At 38.2% G+C, this 18,897-nt stretch carries 17 protein-coding genes and 3 pseudogenes; 6 read left to right on the forward strand and 14 right to left on the reverse strand.

Annotated elements, in window-relative coordinates; genetic code table 11:
- The first annotated feature begins 305 nt into the window (after window positions 1-305).
- Window positions 306-1,469: a zinc-dependent alcohol dehydrogenase gene (locus MN200_RS16355; protein ID WP_005104957.1), complete on the forward strand. Its 1,164-nt coding sequence runs from the start codon at window positions 306-308 to the stop codon at window positions 1,467-1,469.
- A 133-nt stretch (window positions 1,470-1,602) separates the two neighbouring features.
- On the opposite strand, the pseudogene MN200_RS16360 reads toward MN200_RS16355, so the two are convergent.
- The 8 genes and pseudogenes from MN200_RS16360 to MN200_RS16395 all read right to left on the reverse strand — a co-directional run bounded on the left by MN200_RS16360 (window position 1,603) and on the right by MN200_RS16395 (window position 9,317).
- Window positions 1,603-2,543: pseudogene (locus tag MN200_RS16360) on the reverse strand (IS5 family transposase).
- A gap of 166 nt (window positions 2,544-2,709) precedes the next feature.
- The gene (locus MN200_RS16365; protein ID WP_152630443.1) at window positions 2,710-5,376 is read right to left on the reverse strand and encodes an excinuclease ABC subunit UvrA; all 2,667 of its coding nucleotides are present in this window, start codon (window positions 5,374-5,376) and stop codon (window positions 2,710-2,712) included.
- A 42-nt stretch (window positions 5,377-5,418) separates the two neighbouring features.
- Window positions 5,419-5,577, reverse strand: a complete 159-nt coding sequence (locus MN200_RS16370; RefSeq protein ID WP_005332155.1) for a hypothetical protein — start codon at window positions 5,575-5,577, stop codon at window positions 5,419-5,421.
- 166 nt (window positions 5,578-5,743) lie between these two features.
- Window positions 5,744-6,100 (reverse strand): hypothetical protein, encoded by a 357-nt coding sequence (locus MN200_RS16375; RefSeq protein ID WP_005327575.1) that lies wholly within the window; start codon window positions 6,098-6,100, stop codon window positions 5,744-5,746.
- Window positions 6,101-6,645: 545 nt separating this feature from the next.
- Window positions 6,646-6,855 carry an acyl-CoA thioesterase gene (locus MN200_RS16380; protein ID WP_087014561.1) on the reverse strand — a complete coding sequence of 70 codons (210 nt, stop codon included), beginning with the start codon at window positions 6,853-6,855 and terminating at the stop codon, window positions 6,646-6,648.
- Between the two features lie 501 nt (window positions 6,856-7,356).
- Window positions 7,357-7,626, reverse strand: a complete 270-nt coding sequence (locus MN200_RS16385) for a hypothetical protein (RefSeq protein ID WP_087014563.1) — start codon at window positions 7,624-7,626, stop codon at window positions 7,357-7,359.
- A gap of 94 nt (window positions 7,627-7,720) precedes the next feature.
- Window positions 7,721-7,948: a hypothetical protein gene (locus tag MN200_RS16390; RefSeq protein ID WP_004984985.1), complete on the reverse strand. Its 228-nt coding sequence runs from the start codon at window positions 7,946-7,948 to the stop codon at window positions 7,721-7,723.
- Window positions 7,949-8,384: 436 nt separating this feature from the next.
- Window positions 8,385-9,317, reverse strand: a pseudogene (locus MN200_RS16395) (IS5 family transposase).
- A gap of 241 nt (window positions 9,318-9,558) precedes the next feature.
- Between MN200_RS16395 and xseA the strand changes: the two are divergent.
- Both xseA and xseB read left to right on the forward strand, forming a co-directional pair.
- Window positions 9,559-10,821 (forward strand): exodeoxyribonuclease VII large subunit, encoded by a 1,263-nt coding sequence (gene xseA, locus MN200_RS16400; RefSeq protein ID WP_151732056.1) that lies wholly within the window; start codon window positions 9,559-9,561, stop codon window positions 10,819-10,821.
- Entirely contained in the window at window positions 10,814-11,008 is a 195-nt protein-coding gene (gene xseB / locus MN200_RS16405) for an exodeoxyribonuclease VII small subunit (protein ID WP_078424972.1), read from the forward strand. Before xseA ends, xseB begins: the two co-directional genes overlap by 8 nt.
- Window positions 11,009-11,080: 72 nt before the next feature.
- Here xseB and MN200_RS16410 read toward each other — a convergent pair.
- A pseudogene (locus MN200_RS16410) lies at window positions 11,081-11,191 on the reverse strand (IS5/IS1182 family transposase); the annotation flags it as partial.
- A 261-nt stretch (window positions 11,192-11,452) separates the two neighbouring features.
- Here MN200_RS16410 and otsB point away from each other — a divergent pair.
- Window positions 11,453-12,307, forward strand: a complete 855-nt coding sequence (otsB, locus tag MN200_RS16415; protein ID WP_151837440.1) for a trehalose-phosphatase — start codon at window positions 11,453-11,455, stop codon at window positions 12,305-12,307.
- Window positions 12,295-13,731, forward strand: a complete 1,437-nt coding sequence (locus MN200_RS16420; protein WP_151732050.1) for a trehalose-6-phosphate synthase — start codon at window positions 12,295-12,297, stop codon at window positions 13,729-13,731. The genes otsB and MN200_RS16420 overlap by 13 nt, the downstream gene beginning before the upstream one ends.
- A 63-nt stretch (window positions 13,732-13,794) precedes the next feature.
- On the opposite strand, the gene MN200_RS16425 is transcribed toward MN200_RS16420, so the two are convergent.
- From MN200_RS16425 to MN200_RS16445, 5 genes are all read right to left on the reverse strand, one after another.
- The gene (locus tag MN200_RS16425) at window positions 13,795-14,985 is read right to left on the reverse strand and encodes an MFS transporter (protein ID WP_151732051.1); all 1,191 of its coding nucleotides are present in this window, start codon (window positions 14,983-14,985) and stop codon (window positions 13,795-13,797) included.
- 385 nt (window positions 14,986-15,370) lie between these two features.
- The gene (locus MN200_RS16430) at window positions 15,371-16,015 is read right to left on the reverse strand and encodes a glycosyltransferase (protein WP_087014568.1); all 645 of its coding nucleotides are present in this window, start codon (window positions 16,013-16,015) and stop codon (window positions 15,371-15,373) included.
- Window positions 16,012-16,611 (reverse strand): class I SAM-dependent methyltransferase, encoded by a 600-nt coding sequence (locus MN200_RS16435; RefSeq protein WP_087014570.1) that lies wholly within the window; start codon window positions 16,609-16,611, stop codon window positions 16,012-16,014. Before MN200_RS16435 ends, MN200_RS16430 begins: the two co-directional genes overlap by 4 nt.
- Window positions 16,604-17,380, reverse strand: coding sequence for a PIG-L family deacetylase (locus MN200_RS16440; RefSeq protein ID WP_151732053.1), 777 nt, complete (start codon window positions 17,378-17,380; stop codon window positions 16,604-16,606). The genes MN200_RS16435 and MN200_RS16440 overlap by 8 nt, the downstream gene beginning before the upstream one ends.
- Window positions 17,368-18,381 (reverse strand): acyl-CoA/acyl-ACP dehydrogenase, encoded by a 1,014-nt coding sequence (locus tag MN200_RS16445; RefSeq protein WP_151732052.1) that lies wholly within the window; start codon window positions 18,379-18,381, stop codon window positions 17,368-17,370. Before MN200_RS16445 ends, MN200_RS16440 begins: the two co-directional genes overlap by 13 nt.
- 264 nt (window positions 18,382-18,645) lie before the next feature.
- On the opposite strand from MN200_RS16445, the gene MN200_RS16450 reads away from it, so the two are divergent.
- Entirely contained in the window at window positions 18,646-18,879 is a 234-nt protein-coding gene (locus MN200_RS16450; protein ID WP_004772208.1) for a DUF2171 domain-containing protein, read from the forward strand.
- Window positions 18,880-18,897 lie beyond the last annotated feature (18 nt).

The following is an 18,897-nucleotide window of genomic DNA, read 5'->3' on the forward strand; positions in this document are numbered from 1 at the left end:
ACCTCTATGATTATGTTAGGGACATTTATTTCTAAAAATAATAGATAGCACAGAATTAATAATCTATAAGTTATAGAAATTACTAGATTTTTCTTTAATTCTGTTCTTTTCTATTCATTCGACACATAAGGTCACGAATTACGTAAACCCTATATAAGTTTATTTTTTAAACAGTTGAATACCTTATTTCATACATTAATTTACAGCGTGCCGTTTCATCCTAAGGCTCTAATACAAGTGTTTTTTAATTCTTGGCAGCCTTGCTACGAGTCTGTTTAATGTTGAACTAGAAAGAGGAAATCCGCATGCGTGCTCTTACCTATCATGGTGCTCGGGATGTACGAGTTGAATCTGTTCCAGATCCAGTGATTCAGGAACCAGATGACGTTATTTTAAGGGTGACAGCCACCGCCATCTGTGGCTCAGATCTGCACCTATACCGGGGTAAAATTCCGGCCACTGAAGATGGCGATATTTTCGGCCATGAATTTATGGGAATTGTAGAAGAAGTCGGCCCTGAAGTCACAGAAGTCAAAAAAGGCGACCGGGTAATTATTCCTTTCGTGATTGCATGTGGTCACTGTTTTTTCTGTGAACATGAACTAATGGCTGCCTGTGAAAATACCAATACCGGCCGTGGTGCAATTCTCAATAAAAAACAGATTCCACCAGGGGCAGCTTTATTTGGCTTTAGCCATCTATATGGTGGTATACCAGGTGGTCAAGCTGAATATGTGCGGATCCCCAAGGGCAATGTCGGACCATTTAAAGTACCAGGCTCCCTGCCTGATGAAAAAGTATTATTCCTGACCGATATTCTACCAACCGCCTGGCAAGCAGTGAACAATGCCCAAGTTGGTCGAGGTTCCAGTGTGGCGATTTATGGTGCTGGCCCAGTTGGTCTGCTGGCTGCTGCCTGTGCACGGATGCTCGGTGCCGAGCAGATTTTTATGGTCGATCACCATCCTTATCGTCTGAGTTTCGCACATCAAACCTATGGGGTGATTCCGGTCAATTTTGATGAAGTCGATGCCGCTGAATTTATCATTCAAAATACCACGGGTTATCGTGGAGTCGATGCCGTCATTGATGCGGTCGGTTTTGAAGCCAAAGGCAGCATGCTGGAAACCGTAATGACTAACCTGAAATTAGAAGGTTCGAGTGGTTCAGCGTTAAGACAATGTATTGCAGCGGTCCGCCGCGGCGGTGTGGTGAGTGTACCTGGAGTTTATGCCGGTCCAATTCATGGCTTCCTGTTTGGTGATGCCTTTGACAAAGGTTTAACCTTTAAAATGGGACAAACTCATGTGCATAATTACTTGCCGCAGTTGCTAGAACATATTGAAAATGGAGATCTGTCTCCAGATCTGATTATTACCCATCGCATGAAACTGGAAGATGCTGCGGAAGGTTACCGTATTTTTGATAAAAAAGAAGAAGATTGTCGTAAAGTGATTCTGACGCCATAAATATGATTAAAGGAAAGCGCCGTCAGGCGCTTTTTTATTTTTTATCATCATTTTATCAATCCTCTTTTTCTTGTTTTTAAGGGCTTTGTTGCACAAAGATTTGAAATGCAAAGCGCCCCTAATTGAGCCAAATTTAAGGCGTAACTTGGGTAAGTGGTCGACCTAATTCCGTAAATCTGTTAAGGACTGCTACACGTGCATGGATCTCATTCACTTGGCTATCAAAACTCCTTGCACTGAGTTTATCTCCTAATAATTTAATGCAGTTCATCTTAGTTTCAACCAAACTTCGCCGATGATAGCCTGACCATTTTTTCCATAGTGTCCTGCCTAAACGCTTAACTGTTCGAAGTAATTCATTTCGCTCTAGCGAGCTACTCTTTGTATCTTTCCATGGTTTCGCATTTTTTCTAGGTGGAATCACCGCATGCGCTTGCCGATCTGCAATGACCTGACGGCATTGCTTGGTGTCATAAGCTCCATCGGTATAAACAGAGTCAATCCGCTCATCTTGTGGAATCTGATTAAGTAAATCACCAAGCACCTGTGAATTACTGACATTATTGGTTGTAAGCTGAACTGCTCGTATTTGTAGGGTTTTAGAATCTATGCCAATATGAAGTTTACGCCATTGGCGACGATATTCAGGTCCATGTTTCTTGCGTTTCCATTCGCTCTCACCTAGAAACTTCATGCCTGTAGAGTCCATGAGTAGATGCAGCCCATCGCTACTTTTTTGGTAGCTGATTGCAATATCAATATGCTTTTGTCTTCTACAAAGCGTACTGTACGAATATCACTGATATTCGGGGCTGCTCATCCGCAAAGTTTAATCAGACTTTGCACAAAGCCAGTGACCATATCTAAAGATAGGCGGAATAAGGATTTAATCATTAAGCAGCATTGGATAGCTGCATCGGAGTAGGTTTGATTTCGTCCTTGTTTGCCTTTTGATGGAGCATACCATTGCGTAGCAGGATCAAACCAAATGGCAATATTTCCGCGACTCATGAGTGCTCGGTTATATGCGGGCCAATTGGTTGTGCGGTAGATTTTGTGTGTAGGCTTCTTCATTTGAAAATTATATCGCTGAAAAACCCTTTACAGATAGGTTTGTGCAACAAAGCCCTTAGTTGAAAAAAACTTTTAGATTTCATGCTCACACACCACCTAAAACAAAAAATATCTGATTGATTTTACAGGCTTTTAATTTAAGGTTTTATTCTACCCACTCGCAATATCAAAGTTTAGTATCACGACTCACTAACTCATTAACTAAATATGGAGCAGTACGGCTATCTTGATTTTCTGTTATTTGTTTTGGTGTTCCTGCCACAACAATATTCCCACCAGCATTTCCAGCACCTGGTCCCACATCAATCACCCAATCTGCTTGTGCAACGGCACGCATATCATGCTCAATCATAACCACGGTATTACCCGCATCGACTAATCGCTGCAATTGAACTAACAATCGATCTACATCTGATGGATGCAAACCTGTAGTTGGCTCATCAAGTATATACAGTGTATTTCCACGCTGATTGCGTTGCAGCTCGGTCGCCAATTTAATACGTTGCGCTTCTCCACCAGATAGTTCAGTCGCTGGTTGCCCTAAACGTAAATAACCAAGGCCAATTTCCTTTAATAATTGTAGTGAACGAGCAATCGAGACCTCTCCATCAAAAAAATCACGTGCTTCATTGACGGTCATTCCTAATACTTCAGCAATATTACGTCCATTCCAGCGAATTTTCAGAGTGTCATCATTATATCGAGCACCATGACATGTCGGACAAGGGGCATATACACTTGGCATAAACAATAATTCTACACTGACAAAGCCTTCACCTTCACAAGTTTCACATCGCCCTTTAGCCACATTAAACGAAAAACGTCCAGCATCATAATGAGCTTGGCGAGCTTCAGGAGTCCCAGCAAATAACTTTCTAACATGATCAAATAAACCCGTATAAGTTGCCAGATTAGAACGTGGAGTACGGCCAATTGGTTTTTGATCAACCTGTACCAGACGCTGTATAGCCTCCACATCACCAGCCAGAGAACCCTGTGTAACCTCGGTAACCAACATTCCTTCATTTAAAGGATTATTTTCATTATTGTTTTCAGTTTCAGATTCATTGCCTAAATATGAAAGTACTAACTCGGGTAAAGCTTGAGAAACGAGACTAGATTTACCTGAACCTGAAATACCTGTAACTGCTGTAAGTACACCAAGAGGTATACGAGCATCAATATTATGCAGGTTATGTCGGTAAATATTGTTAAGTTCAAGCCAACCAGAGGGTGTACGTCCATAACTTTGAGTAACTGGGATTTTATTAAATAAATAACTTGCAGTACGTGAAGCTGAAATCTCACTTAAACCCTGAGGTACTCCACTATATAAAATATTACCACCTTGCTCTCCTGCATCTGGTCCAACATCCACTAACCATTGAGCACGACGCATGAGCTCTAAATCATGCTCTACAACAAATACGGAGTTTCCAGCGTCTCTTAATTTATCGAGAGAATCATATAATGACTGACTATCTGAAGGATGTAATCCAGCAGACGGTTCATCCAGTACGTAAACTACACCAAATAGCATAGAACTTAATTGTGTTGCTAAACGCAAACGTTGCAACTCTCCCGCTGAAAGAGTTGGCGTGGCTCTATCTAATGTTAGATAACCAAGACCTAACTGGCGTAATTGATTTAAACGGCCCATTACACCACTTGCTAAACGCTGAGCAGCAATTTTCTTTTCATCTGAAAGTGCTGACGTACGTCTTACATCTGGAGATACAGAATGCACTGCTCTACCTGTTGTTGCTCGTTCAGCTCTATCAAGTTGGGTTACTTTATTATTAGTCTTTTCTCCAGCATCATGAGCGTCGAAATCGCCAAGAACTATAGGTTCAAGCAAACAAGTTAATTTATCCAAAGAAAGTTGCATAAACTCACCAATATCTACTCCTGCAAAGGTAATAGATAAGGCTTCTGGCTTAAGGCGTTTGCCATGGCAGGATGGACACAATTTACCTTCCATAAAACGTGAAACACGTTTTTTCATCAACGTACTTTGGGTATTAGCAAAAGTATGAAGGACATAGCGACGAGCACCAGTGAAAGTGCCCATATAGCTGGGTTCTAGTTTACGTTTAAGTGCAGATTGAGTCTCAGCGGGGCTTAAACCAGCATAGACAGGAACTGTTGGGGTTTCTTCAGTAAATAAAATCCAGTCTCTATCCGATTGCGGTAAATCTTTCCATGGTCGATCAACATCATATCCTAGGGTTACTAGGATATCGCGTAAGTTTTGCCCGTGCCAAGCAGGTGGCCATGATGCGATAGCTCTCTCACGAATACTGAGTGTTGGGTCAGGAACCATTGTCGATTCTGTAACTTCATAAATGTGACCTAAACCATGACATGTAGGACAAGCACCTTGAGGAGTGTTCGGTGAAAAGTCCTCGGCATATAACATTGGCTGATCGGCAGGATATGCACCAGCACGCGAATAAATCATTCGCACGAGACTTGATAAAGTTGTTACACTTCCAACAGAAGAACGGGTATTACTTGCACCACGTTGTTGTTGCAATGCTACTGCTGGTGGTAGACCATCAATAGCATCAACATCTGGTACTCCGGCCTGATCTATTAAGCGTCTTGCATAAGGTGCAACAGATTCGAAATATCTTCTTTGTGCTTCAGCAAAAATAGTTCCAAAAGCAAGTGATGATTTTCCTGAACCCGATACACCTGAGAAAACAACAAGTGCATTTCTTGGGATAGAAACATCTACATCCTTAAGGTTATGCTCACGTGCACCTCGAACTTCAATACAATTATTAGATAAAGTAATGTTATTGTGTTCACCAAAAGAATGTATTTTCATGTTTCTACGAGCCTGTAAATTATTTTGTGTAAGTCCCATTTTTTATATATGATCTTTTAATCGATCATCGAACTGAATCGTAAAACAATTCATTGCTAAACTAATACATTTAAATATGGCTGTCATTTGGTTTAAATCTTCAGGAGTTTTTAAACCTTTAGCTAATTCAGCTGTCATACTTTTGATTGTAGCTTCATCCATGTGAAGTACCTCTTTATTGGATGAGTTGATTAACTCTGTTTATCCTAATGAGGCTTATAATACAAAATTACTGCCGATAAGTGATTTCAGATCAACAAGCAAAGAGGTTCTATAAAAACAATGAATTATTAAAATTTTATCCTAAATTTGAATCAATTAAGGAGCTCTAATCTTTGTGCAACAAAGCCCTTTGTTTCATAACAATGGATAGAGGAATCTGGTCTTTCTTACTCTCATCAATAGTAATATGTTGTATGAAACCTGCTAACCATAACAGAAACTCATCTTCATTTGAGATTCGAGGAATTAGGGTTAAATCCAACCTTTTAATACCCTCAATTTTATTCTCATCATCAAAAATGGTCGCACAAATTTCATGATCAACTTTTAAATTACTTGAGTGGGTATACTCTCTAACTTTGAGGATTATCAATGTGAAAAGGCCTTTTTGATCCCTTTCAATACCAACCTCTTCCTTAATGTCTTTTATGACTTTTTCAGCCAGAGCTAGATATTGTGGCATGATAATTTCCTTTATATAAATCATACCTAAACTATTATGTGAATAAATAATCAATAATTAATTACTCGTTTGTTACGTAAACGAAACTTCCAGTAAATATTGTAAATTCATAATTACACTAAAATTTAACCAGTTTACATATTCTATCCATATTGTGATGTAGTTATATCTTGCAATAAAAAACCACCCGAAGGTGGTTTAACTAAACATCATGGACATCTGTCCAAACTCATAAATGAGTAATGTGAGACCAAATGCTGAGGCTGAAAATACGAGTACTTCTTGCGAGGTCATATCCATCTCCTTCAATTGTTCTATTTAATCCTCTAATCATTAAGAAGGCATTTGACTCTAAATGCAAACGATTATCACAAATTTTAGGGATTGACTTGTAAGAGATTTTATAAAAGTAACTGTGACGTTAATTAAGTGTATAAAGTTGTATAACAACATCCATAAGAGAAAAAAACCTCCGCGAATAATAGATATCGAACGGGGTCTTTTATGTCTGATCCGTTTTAAAAAAATAGAGGCTTAGAACTCTCTTAAGATGGATTGCTTAAAAATTTACGCATCTGTCTATGTCTTCTAGTGAGACCTAGTACCTCTTTACGCTTAATAATTTCATCTTCAGTAAAAGGCAGATGATTGATAAGCTTCTCAATCCCCATAACACTATTTTCAATTAAGAAACTATCTTGCTCGGTTGTCCAATTTGAGGTTATATGCTCAGATTTTTTAGACTGTCTTTTCATAAAAAGAAATTATACCTAATCATGAGGACTCTTGACTTTCTTCAAGCACTCTCGGCATACACAAATTTCTTTTTGGTCATTGGTGTAATCAATCTCTCTAGCACCATGAAGGCCAAATATACACATTAATAATCTGATCATCTTATTCCTCCTTTAACTACTTAAAAGCTATATATCTTAGGCATCTATATTTATATGAATCCCTGTAAGACAGCATTTCGAACAACTTTATCGAAGTTTGAATGAAATGAATTTTCAGTAGTGTGACGCTTTGACAATAAACAGAAACTTGCTACCGCACCTATGCTCACCAAAGTTAATAATTTCATCTTTAATTCCATCCATGTAGAACTTTTGATTCAAACATATCACTCTGATTTGTATCTATCTAACCGCCTTCTGATGAATTACTGTTCATAATGTAACCACATTATTATTTATGTAATTGAATTTATTAAATAATGAAACAATTCCTCTCAGATTACACTGAATTATTACAACTTATAGATTTAAAGCTTTATGGGCCCATCTCAGAAATTTATCTTTATCGTTGAAATGCGGAACATTCAATAAATTGATGTAGGAAACTTCACCAAAGTTTCCTGAGATTTTATTTGATTCAAGAATTGTAAAATCTTCTTCTTGCCCTACATGTACTTCTCGAAAAAACTCCGTAACCTTCCGATCAAGGTTTAGTGAGGTAAAACCCTCTCTCTCAACTAAAAAGTCATAGATCTGGCTAATCACATGTAGTTCAAATTTTCTATTCATTTTTTCCGTTCTCATAATTATTTTAACAATTGGTTCAATTTAAACTAATTTCTTTTACGGATAAAGACAATAAAAAACTTACTATCAGGGACAGTTAAATAGATTTTCGCTTAGTCTTTGCCAGTAAGATCTCTATACGTTGAGTAACTTCCAATAATTTAAGCTCAGCATCACGCCAAAAATAATAGACGTCACCATGTATGACATACATTTGCTTAATGTAGTTTGCTGCTTTTGTCTTGTTTACTTTTTTAGCATTAAAACATGGTTTATCAAGCACTATTACCCTGCCATCTAAATCACCACCGATATAAATATTCATTTCTATTCTTCTTGTTGTAAGTAATGATTAAAATATATCACAACAAAAAAGCGCAATTATTTGAACGCACTTTATCGACTAAGCATCTGATAAAAAATTAAAATTTATACCAATACGATTTAAGTTAAGCTCCTATTAAAAAAGCCCTACATTTCTGTAAGGCTTTCCCCTTGGTCTTTTGCGCCGAAACAAGGAATCGTTGTTTTTATTTACAACAAAATAATTAAATCATTAATCGAATAAAAAATGAAGAAAAAAAACCTGCAACTTGGGGAAGGTGCAGGTATAAACTGATATTAACTATCATGGAGAACTTAATACCAACTAATATACTTGGTTTATATTGAGACCTCATTCACATTTTATTCCAAATTATCTAGCAACGGCTTTGTTGCACAAAGATTGGAAATGCAAAGCGCCCCTAATTGAGCCAAATTTAAGGCGTAACTTGGGTAAGTGGTCGACCTAATTCCGTAAATCTGTTAAGGACTGCTACACGTGCATGGATTTCATTCACTTGGCTATCAAAACTCCTTGCACTGAGTTTATCTCCTAATAATTTGATGCAATGCATCTTAGTTTCAACCAAACTTCGCCGATGATAGCCTGACCATTTTTTCCATAGTGTCCTGCCTAAACGTTTAATTGTTCGAAGTAATTCATTTCGCTCTAGCGAGCTACTCTTTGTATCTTTCCATTGTTTCGCATTTTTTCTAGGTGGAATCACCGCATGCCCTTGCCGATCTGCAATGACCTGACGGCATTGCTTGGTGTCATAAGCTCCATCGGTATAAACAGAGTCAATCCGCTCATCTTGTGGAATCTGATTAAGTAAATCACCAAGCACCTGTGAATCACTGACATTATTGGTTGTAAGCTGAACTGCTCGTATTTGTAGGGTTTTAGCATCTATACCAATATGAAGTTTACGCCATTGGCGACGATATTCAGGTCCATGTTTCTTGCGTTTCCATTCGCCCTCACCTAGAAACTTCATGCCTGTAGAGTCCATGAGTAGATGCAGCCCATCTCTACTTTTTTGGTAGCTGATTACAATATCAATATGCTTTTGTCTTCTACAAAGCGTGGTGTAATCTGGAGCTATCCAATTTAATCCGCAAAGTTTAATCAGACTTTGCACAAAGCCAGTGACCATACGTAAAGACAGACGGAATAAGGATTTAATCATTAAGCAGCATTGGATGGCTGCGTCGGAGTAGGTTTGATTTCGCCCTTGTTTGCCTTTTGATGGCGCATACCATTGCGTAGCAGGATCAAATCAAATGGCAATATTTCCGCGACTCATGAGTGCTCGGTTATATGCGGGCCAATTGGTTGTGCGGTAGATTTTGTGTGTAGGCTTCTTCATTTGAAAATTATATCGCTGAAAAACCCTTTACAGATAGGTTTGTGCAACAAAGCCTCTAGCAACAAAAAAAGCCCATCAAATGATGAGCTTTTTACGGTAATTAAGTGAATTTCCATATGTACGTCCACTATAGCAGAAATATGCCATATACCTTGATCAGGGTCAAGTGAGCATATTCTCAATTTGCACTTCTGGCTTTGCTTTAATACTATTCATCTAAGCACTTCAAATAATTGATCTAATGTCTGAACCTCAGTTTTCTCTCAGTGATTATCTATCAACCGTACAGGAAGTAATTCAAATTACTTTCAATGAGCCTGTATGGGTGAAAGCTGAGATCCGTAATCTAAATATTAAGGGCGGACATTACTATCTTGAGTTAGCTGAAAAGGATGAAAGTACCGACAAAGTTATAGCGAGTTGTAAAGGAACCATCTGGAAATTTACAGCTCAGAAAATGGTGCTTAAGTTTGAAAGGGAAAGCGGTGTAGAGCTTTCAAAAGATTTAAATGTCCTGGTAAAAGTCAGAGCCAAGTTTGATCCACAGTATGGCTTTTCAGTTAATGTTGAAGATATTGATTCAAGCTATACCCTTGGAGACATTGCACGGCGTTATCAACAAATATTAGAAAGACTAACCACTGAAGGTCTGTTAAATAAAAATAAGCTCATTCCTACTCCGTTTGATATTCAGAATGTCCTGGTAATTGCTCCTGAGAATGCGGCAGGTTTAGGTGACTTCAAAAAAGATGCTGATGCTTTAGAAAAATCTGGTGTATGTCATTTCAAATACTATTCAGCCACATTTCAAGGGAACACGGCAGCACAGAGTATCATCACTTCTCTAAGTAATGGTCTGAGACAATGGGCTACTGATTTCAATACGCCACCCGATCTCATCGTGATTATCCGTGGTGGCGGTGCTGTGAACGACCTTGCCTATTTAAATGATTTCGAACTGGCAGCATTGTTGGCCAAACGAACCGTTCCGATTTGGGTCGGTATTGGTCACGAGAAAGACCGTACGATATTGGATGAAGTTGCAAACCGTTCATTTGACACACCAAGTAAGGTAATTGGTGGTATTCGTAATCTTATCGCTGAACGGACTCAGGGTGTCTTAGATTCATTCCAAACCATTAAGCTATTATCCCAACATCAAATCACGACGTACCAAAGCCAAAATGATCAATACATGAGAGTGATTAAGACGCTTGCGCATGGGCAAATTAATGAAGCAAATAAGAGCGTAGATTTGATGCGAAGCACCCTACATTACTTAGCCCAGCAACAGATCAAACTGGCAACGAATCAAGTCGAATCGCTGATGCGTGAAACCCTAATCCAGAATCCGCGAAACGTGATGGCTAAAGGCTATGGAATAGTTCGTAGTGAAGGGAAAGCTATTCGCTCTATTCAACAGATTTCAGGTGATAACATCCAGGTCGAATTACAGGATGGTACCATTCAAGCAAATGTAACGAAGGTAATTGGTAATGAGTAAAAAAGAACTCTCTTTCAAGGAAGGTTATGGAGTCCTTAAAAAGAATGCCGAGCTATTGGAGTCACACGAAGAGCCAGACATCGACAATTTAATGAAAATCGTTGAAGAGTCTATGGTGGCATACAAAGCCTGTAAAACACGTGTTGATGCTGTACAACAAGCTTTGAATGAGACATTTAAGGAATAATAAGTTAATAATTTGGATGGATGTGTTCGAATAAGTTTAATTTCAACCATGTTTGCCTTTGGGAGGAGTCTACCATTAAGTTGTAAGATCAAAACCAATCGAGATATTTCCTCGATTTATTAAAGCTCGGTTATTGGTGGACCAATTCACTGTACGATAGATTTTAGGTACAGGCTTCTTCATTTGGAATTTATATTGTTGAAAAATATTCAAGAAGAAATTTATGCAATAAAGCGACTTCAACTTATACATCTTTGTGTAACAAAGCCATAATAAATATAAAAAAATGAATTCTTATTAAACATGTAAGAAAGGTTTACGATGTATTATAAGCATTAATAATGTAAATTACGTTCTGCTTGTGTTTGCTTATTGACAACTTAAGTATTATAAAAAAAATATCGATCTATAATAAAATATAATCGCAATATGAGATATTAAAAATTGAGAGACATAATAGATAAATCAATTTCACAATTAGAATACTTGAACTCTTTATTAAGAGATAAGCTTAGCTCAAATTACAATAAGCCATGTCTATTTTTAGATATAGATGGCACTTTATCTGATTTTCAATTAAATCCTATCGATAGTTATATTCCGACTAAGACTTTAAATATTTTAAGACAAATTATTTCAAAGAAGATTCCTGTTATAGCTGTGACTGGACGAGATATTGATTCTGCACGTAAATTATTTGAATCCATTGATCTTCCAATTGCCGCATTGCATGGATTAGAAATATATATAGGAAATGAAAAAAAATTACATACACCAAAGAGTTTCTTAGAAATTTCAAATATTTACAAAATTTTAGCTCGAGCATGTATCGCCTATCCGAGTTTACTGATTGAAAACAAGAAATCATCAATTGCATTGCATTATAGGAAAGCTCCAGAGCTAGAAGATATAGCAAAAAAAATAATATTAGAAGGTCAAAAGGTATTCCCCAACCTAAGATTAATTCAAGGGAAATTCGTTTATGAATTAATACCCGCTCAAGCCAATAAAGGCTTAGCAATCAAGGAAGTTTTAGCTCATTTAAACCAGTATGAGGTTTACACACCAATTTTCATTGGCGATGACGTCACGGACGAAGATGGTTTTTATTTTGTGAATCAGGTGGAAGATGGCATCTCAATCAAAGTCGGTCAAGGGCTTACCTATGCCAAATACCAGCTTAAAGACACAAAGCAAGTACATAATTTTTTGGAATTATTTTTAGAACACATTCGAAACTATGACCATAATGTTAAGGGTAACAACAACTTAGATGGAGAGAAAACATGTCTAAATTAATTATTTTATCGAATCGAGTCAGTATTCCCAATGGGCAAAAAACTACAGCAGGTGGGCTTGCAGTCGCTATACAAGATGCATTAGATGATATTGGTGGTATATGGCTCGGATGGAATGGCGAACGAGTTCATAAGCAAGAGGAAGTACATTTTAATATTCTTCGGAAGGATAAAGTTGAATACGTCACCTGCCCTTTAACAAATTCTCAATATTCAGATTATTATGCAGGGTTTGCCAATAATTCACTTTGGCCTGCCATGCATTATCGTTCAGACCTGATTGAGTTTAAAACATCAGAATACGAAGGATATCAAAAAGTAAATTCTTTATTCGCTCAAAAACTTGCCGAAATTGCAGATCCAGACGATACCATTTGGGTTCATGATTATCATTTTTTAAGTGTGGCGAAATATTGCCGTGAACTCGGTATGCAGAATAAAATTGGATTTTTCCTGCACATTCCTTTTGCACCTTTATTTATCTGGCAAAAAATTCCATGTGCTCAACAATTGATTGAGGATCTATGCCAATACGATGTGGTGGGGCTACAAACAGATAAAGATCAAAAAGTGTGTATGCAAGTATGCACATCTTTATTGAACGCACAGAAAATTCAACAAACTTTGTTAAGCTACCATCAACGTTTAACCATAATTAAATGCTACCCAATTGGTGTAAATCCAACAGCGATTCAAAAAGCGGCCCATAAGTTTATTGATGTACAAGACTTCCTTACCCGTCCAGTAGAGCTGAATGCTGCAAAAACTATTATCGGCGTAGATCGGATTGATTATTCAAAAGGTTTACTGGAACGCTTTTTGTCCTATGCAGAGTTCTTAGAGAAATATCCTGAGTATCAGCAGCATATTCAACATTTACAAATTGCTTGCCCATGTCGTTTGGAAGTTCCAGCTTATCAACGTTTATTTGAGCGTTTCAAGATTAAGATCGAGATGATTAATCAGGAATTTGCACAGGAAGAGTGGCAACCCGTGGAATGTATTTATGATGCAATAAAACATCATCATTTGATGCAAATCTATCGTCAAGCCGATGTGTGCTGGATCAGTTCAATACGAGACGGGATGAATCTGGTCGCGAAAGAATATATTGCCGCGCAAAATCCATCCAATCCTGGTGTACTTATTCTATCCAAATATGCAGGTGCTGCAGAGCATATGTCAGAAGCACTTCTGGTTGATCCCACCGACAAAATGGCGATGGTCAATGCCTTAAAAAAAGCACTGGAAATGCCACGACATGAACGTATTTCACGCTACAAACAACTAATGAAAGGTTTAAAAAATTTTGATATTAATGACTGGCGCAATGCATTTCTTAACGACTTACAGAACAAAACCGCTATGCAGGATTTCAGATTCCTGGGAATGCGTAACGTTAACCCTATTTATCAAAATTTATAGTACTTCGATTTGTAAGGAACTGGCAATAATATCCAGTATTGCCAGTTCAATTTACTATGATGCTTATTTCACATAAGTAAACCGATTTAAAGCCACAATCAATAATAATAGACCAGATAACGCCATAAATACTGTCTTTAGACCAATCAGCTCACCAATCATTCCAATGAAAGCAGGTCCAACCAGAATACCTGTATAAGCCAAAGTCGAAACACAGGACAGTGCAACTGCGCTCGGCATCACCGTCTGACGTCCAGCACGGGAAAACATGATCGGGACGATGTTAGAACAACCTGTCCCAACCAGTGTATAACCCACTAAAACCAGCCACCAATGAGGCGCGATACTGACCAAAGCTAAACCTAAAGTTGCACAAATCGCGCTATAGGTTAAAAGCTTTTTTTCACCAAAATAACGGATCAGATAATGGCCCGTAAAACGTCCTGTGGTCATGGCAATCGCGAAGAAGGTATACGCCAATCCCGCAAAAGCGGTATTAACTCCATATTGTTGCGTTAAATAAATACCACTCCAGTCCATCGCAGCGCCTTCCGTCATGAAAATGATGAAGCAGGCAATACCAATTAATATAATCAAAGGTTGTGGCAGGCGCTGGCGTATCGAGTTTTTCACTTTCGAGGATGCTTCAAGACTGGTGTTTTCTACAGATTTTATGCTGTATGGCACTGAAAGAAAAATAATAATTACCAACAGTAAACTCACAGCAAATGCGCTCATAACAGACGAAATACTTAAAGCAAGCAATGCAGTAATCGTCAGTACCCCAGCTAATCCGCCTAGACTCGCCATACCATGAAAGCCAGACATCAATGATTTTAAGCTATTTTTCTCAACCACTACGGCCTGAATATTGAGAGCAACGCCCAGACTTCCTGCTGCTGTACCAAATAAGAATAAGGTGATCGCCATCATTAACGGCGTGTTCAATAAGCTTAGGCTTGGCAATAAAACGGCAAGCAAAAGTAAAGCGAAACCGATCGGCACACGACAACCAATACGCTGAACAATTTTACCTGTTGCAGGCATAGCTAGCATTGCACCTAAGCCGCCGCATAATAGCAACAAACCAAAATCGGCATGATTAAAATGCAAACGTTGCTGGGCAAAAGGAATCAGCGGCGCCCATGCAGCCGTGGCGAAACCCAGACCGAAAAAGCTAAAACGAGTTGAAAGACGTTGAGCACTTAATTGAATTTCAGGATCAATAAGAGCAGTTCTGGAAAAAAGGATCATTTAATACCATCCACACAAATTAACTCAGAGCGTCCATCTCGGATAAATCACCATAGAAAAACCCCTGCTAATCTATAGAGAAGTTCTATAAATCCACAGAGGCTTTTATGACGAAATTATACACAAAACCAAGCTAGAAACAGTATTTTTTACAAAAATTAAATCTATATATATATCAACAACTTATTATTTTTTATTCAAATAAAATTAAAGCATTTATTTTTAACACTTTTTCCTCTTAGCTTTTCAATTTTATTAGGCAAAGATATGAATTTACTTAAATTTTGTAAGGATGACAGAATTAAATAGCTCATTTATAAAGCTGAATAATATATGTCACCCGCTAAAGCTGTGGATTAACTTTCTCTCTCGGATTAGGTCAATTTTATAAATGTTTTAAAAAGTACGATAAACCTTCAGGTGCACGTCCATTTAATCGACTGCTAGTGGTGACCCGAACCAAATTACTCCAAGTGATTTTGCAACATTGCTTAATAAATTTTTCAATTAATGAGACATCCTCATGACAAGGAATAGGTTCAAAGCCTCCTGCCTGAATATAGGCTTCGGCACTAAAGCTTAAATTCGCCCCATGTATATGTTGATGATCCATCATGTCCTGATAATGCGTCAGATATTTTTGCTGTTGTTGTATTGATAAGTGGCTAAGATCATCCAGTATAACGATTCCACAAATGGCATCTGTTGGCTGATGTCGCATTTGGCATAGTAACCAATCTGGATCTACAATTGTATCAGCATCCGTGCAAGCAACCCATGTAACACCTTGATCGATTAGCTGCCTAATGCCAAGGTCTCTGGCCTTGCCCACACAAGCAAAATTACATTCAATCCAGTTCATCTGATGTGACTTTACAATCATGAGGGACTGGTCAGTACAACTGTCTAAAACCACTAAAATCTTGACCTGACCGTGACCTATATACTGTATAGCTAGTTCAATTGACTGCAAACAAGCGGATAAATTCTGTTCTTCATTATGGGCTGGGATAACAATACCTATTTTCATATTAAGCCCTGTTGTTTTGCCAAAGATGAAGGATTTACCGTCCAGATATCAATGATGAAATCTGGATCATTCAGACTTAAATAATGAGTGAACAACAAAGATTGTTTTAAATGATGATGGACTTGAGAAGCATCTAGTTCAAAATCCTGAATGGCGTAACGCCAGTGACAACACAGGATTTCACCTTGTGGCGTTAAACTGTTTTTGAGCTGATCGATCAGTTCATGCAGTTCAGTGCGTGATAAGTAATAGGCCACTTCACTGATGACAATCAGATCAAATTTCTGTTCAGGAAAATATTCAGGAATTTTGTGGTGTTGAACGCTCACATGCTTCAAATTCTGTAAACGTTTAGCGGCCCAATGAACAGCATGTTCAGAAAAATCTAGACATAAAAGCTGATCAGCGCGTTTGGCTAAATGTACACTTAAATGGCCATTGGAACAGCCGATTTCCAACACTGATGAATAACGCTGTTGAGTAAGCAATGCCAAACAAATCTGCCTTTTACGAGCTTCATACCAATGTAAATCATAGCCCCAAGGGTCATTATTGTGATGATATAAGGCTTCGAAATATTGACTAGAATCATTCACAAAGATAAACCTCCCAAGGCATTAACAAACGTTCGATGATTGCTGGAGATAAAATCGCAGCATTGCCTGTACTTTCATCAGTTTCAATCTGACTCTTAAACTGCATGATGGCCTGACGTTTTTTGATTAATTGGGCCTGAGTTAAGTTATAAGCTCTAGCCTTTTGCCAGTTGATACGCGGATCTAGTGGTCGCGCCCAATGCCAAGCCCAGATCAGCACGTGTAAATATGACATGTCATGAGCTAGAGCAAATGCCTGTACAGTTTTTCCTACCGCTTCATGATCTGGATGCCCATCCTGTGCATAGCTACAAATTAAAATATCTTCCGCTTTAACCAACTTGTCTAATTCTTGCCACAGATGTTCCCTGTGCAAATGAATCTGCCCGTCTAGTAAATTTAATGCAATACGTTGAACATATTCAGAAATATCTAGACACTGTAAAGCCGCCAAGCTTTCTTGTGGGCGAATTTGATCTAATTGATCTGGGCTGTATTTGGTTGAATGTGGATGGCTTTGTGTCCCATTACTGACGGCAACGATCACTAACTGACAATTCAACATAATTAATTGTTGCATCAAGCCGCCACACCCCAGTATCTCATCATCTGGATGGGGTGCGACAATCAAGATTCTTTTAGATTGAAATTTTTTAAAATTGAGTAGAGAAAGCGGCTGCTGCTCAAATGCATGCAGCCATTGTTCTCGGGAGGTCCCTTGCCCTTCAATAATACGATCTTCGACTAAAGGATGTTTTAGAGCTGCCATGATATTTGCTCCTGTAAACATCGTTCAGCAATTTGCTCATCATCGAATGCCGCATGACTTTGCCGAATAAATACAGGTAAATCAGCCATTAGGCTGGCAAAAGTTGCTTGTTCACAAAAAGGCCTTGCTCCAAGCGCTTTTCCTACCCCTTCAATAACCTCCAAACAGCTTTGTTCTGCCTGCGCACGCAAGATCCGTACATCCCGTTCATGGCTAAGCTTGGGTTGGCTATCAATCAGTTGCGCGATATATTGGAAATATTGTCGGGTTACAGCAAGTCGAGTTGCCAACTGACCTAAATACATTTTCTTAAAAGGATTAGGGGTTTTAAGGCAACTTTGTTGTAGCTCATCCACTAACCGCACCGCGGCACCGTACCAGCAAGCTGCAACACCCGCAGCACCATGCCAAAAACCAACCCGATCAAGGTAATCATTGGGATGACCAATGAGTTTGACTGCTATCTCCTGAAAATTGACTCTTGCGGTCTGTGTTCCCTGCATGCCTATAGCTTGCCAGTGAGCCAGATCAATGGTGATCAAGGATTGGTTGAGGTCAATAATGCAGAGCTGAGATTGCCCCTGTTGATCTTTAAAACTGATTAATGCTTTATGAATAAATTCAGCGCCTGAACACCACGGCTTAATTCCATGACAAAGCCCATTTTCGACCTGTAACGGCACGGGTCCACCATCGGCAGCCCAAACAGCCCATGTCTCCTCATCGATTTCATGTTGATAACCGAGTTCATGCAAAATACTTAAAGCATCAAAATGGGACTCAAAAAGCTTGGCTAAACTTAGGTCAAAGCCAGCTATCTGAGCAAAAATTTGCCAGCGTTGATAGGTTTGTCCCGAAGCAGGTTCAGGCAATCGTCCAACAGAATGAATCAACTGTTTCAACACAATTGGACGTTGACTTAATTTTTCTTCAGCTGAGTACTGCTCAAAGCGATTTAATATGTCTAAAGTTGAGCCTTTTATAAATATTTTGCTATTCATTCTTAAAATGTTAATTCAAATGAGTTTATTTAAATAATAATTGAAACAATCCGTTTAGTTAAATAGATAAATTGTAATGAAAAGATAATTATTCATACTTATTTAACTATTTATTTCGTTTTGTTTCATTGTTAACTAAATAGTATGTTTAAGTGAATCTATAAAATCATCATGTAAGGATTATTTAAAATCCAACAATTATGAGGAAATAAGCAGTAGCTTAAAGGCTTCTGTGTTGTAATGTTTATAAAAGAGGTTTAAGAAATGAGTACTTTAAATATTCAAGATATTAAAAAACATTCAGATGTAATTGCTTCTTGTGGTACCAAAGTCGGAACAGTTGATCATCTCGAAGGTGATAGCCAACTCAAACTGACGCGTGATGAAAATGATCAGCATCATCTGATCCCAACGGCATGGATTGGTGAGGTCAAAGATGACAAAGTAGTTCTGATTAAAAATTCAGAAGAAGTTAAGCAACAATGGCAAGCTATTTAAATTATCGTAAAATAAAGA

Source organism: Acinetobacter sp. LUNF3, from assembly GCF_022699605.1.
In the GTDB taxonomy this organism is placed as follows: domain Bacteria; phylum Pseudomonadota; class Gammaproteobacteria; order Pseudomonadales; family Moraxellaceae; genus Acinetobacter; species Acinetobacter johnsonii.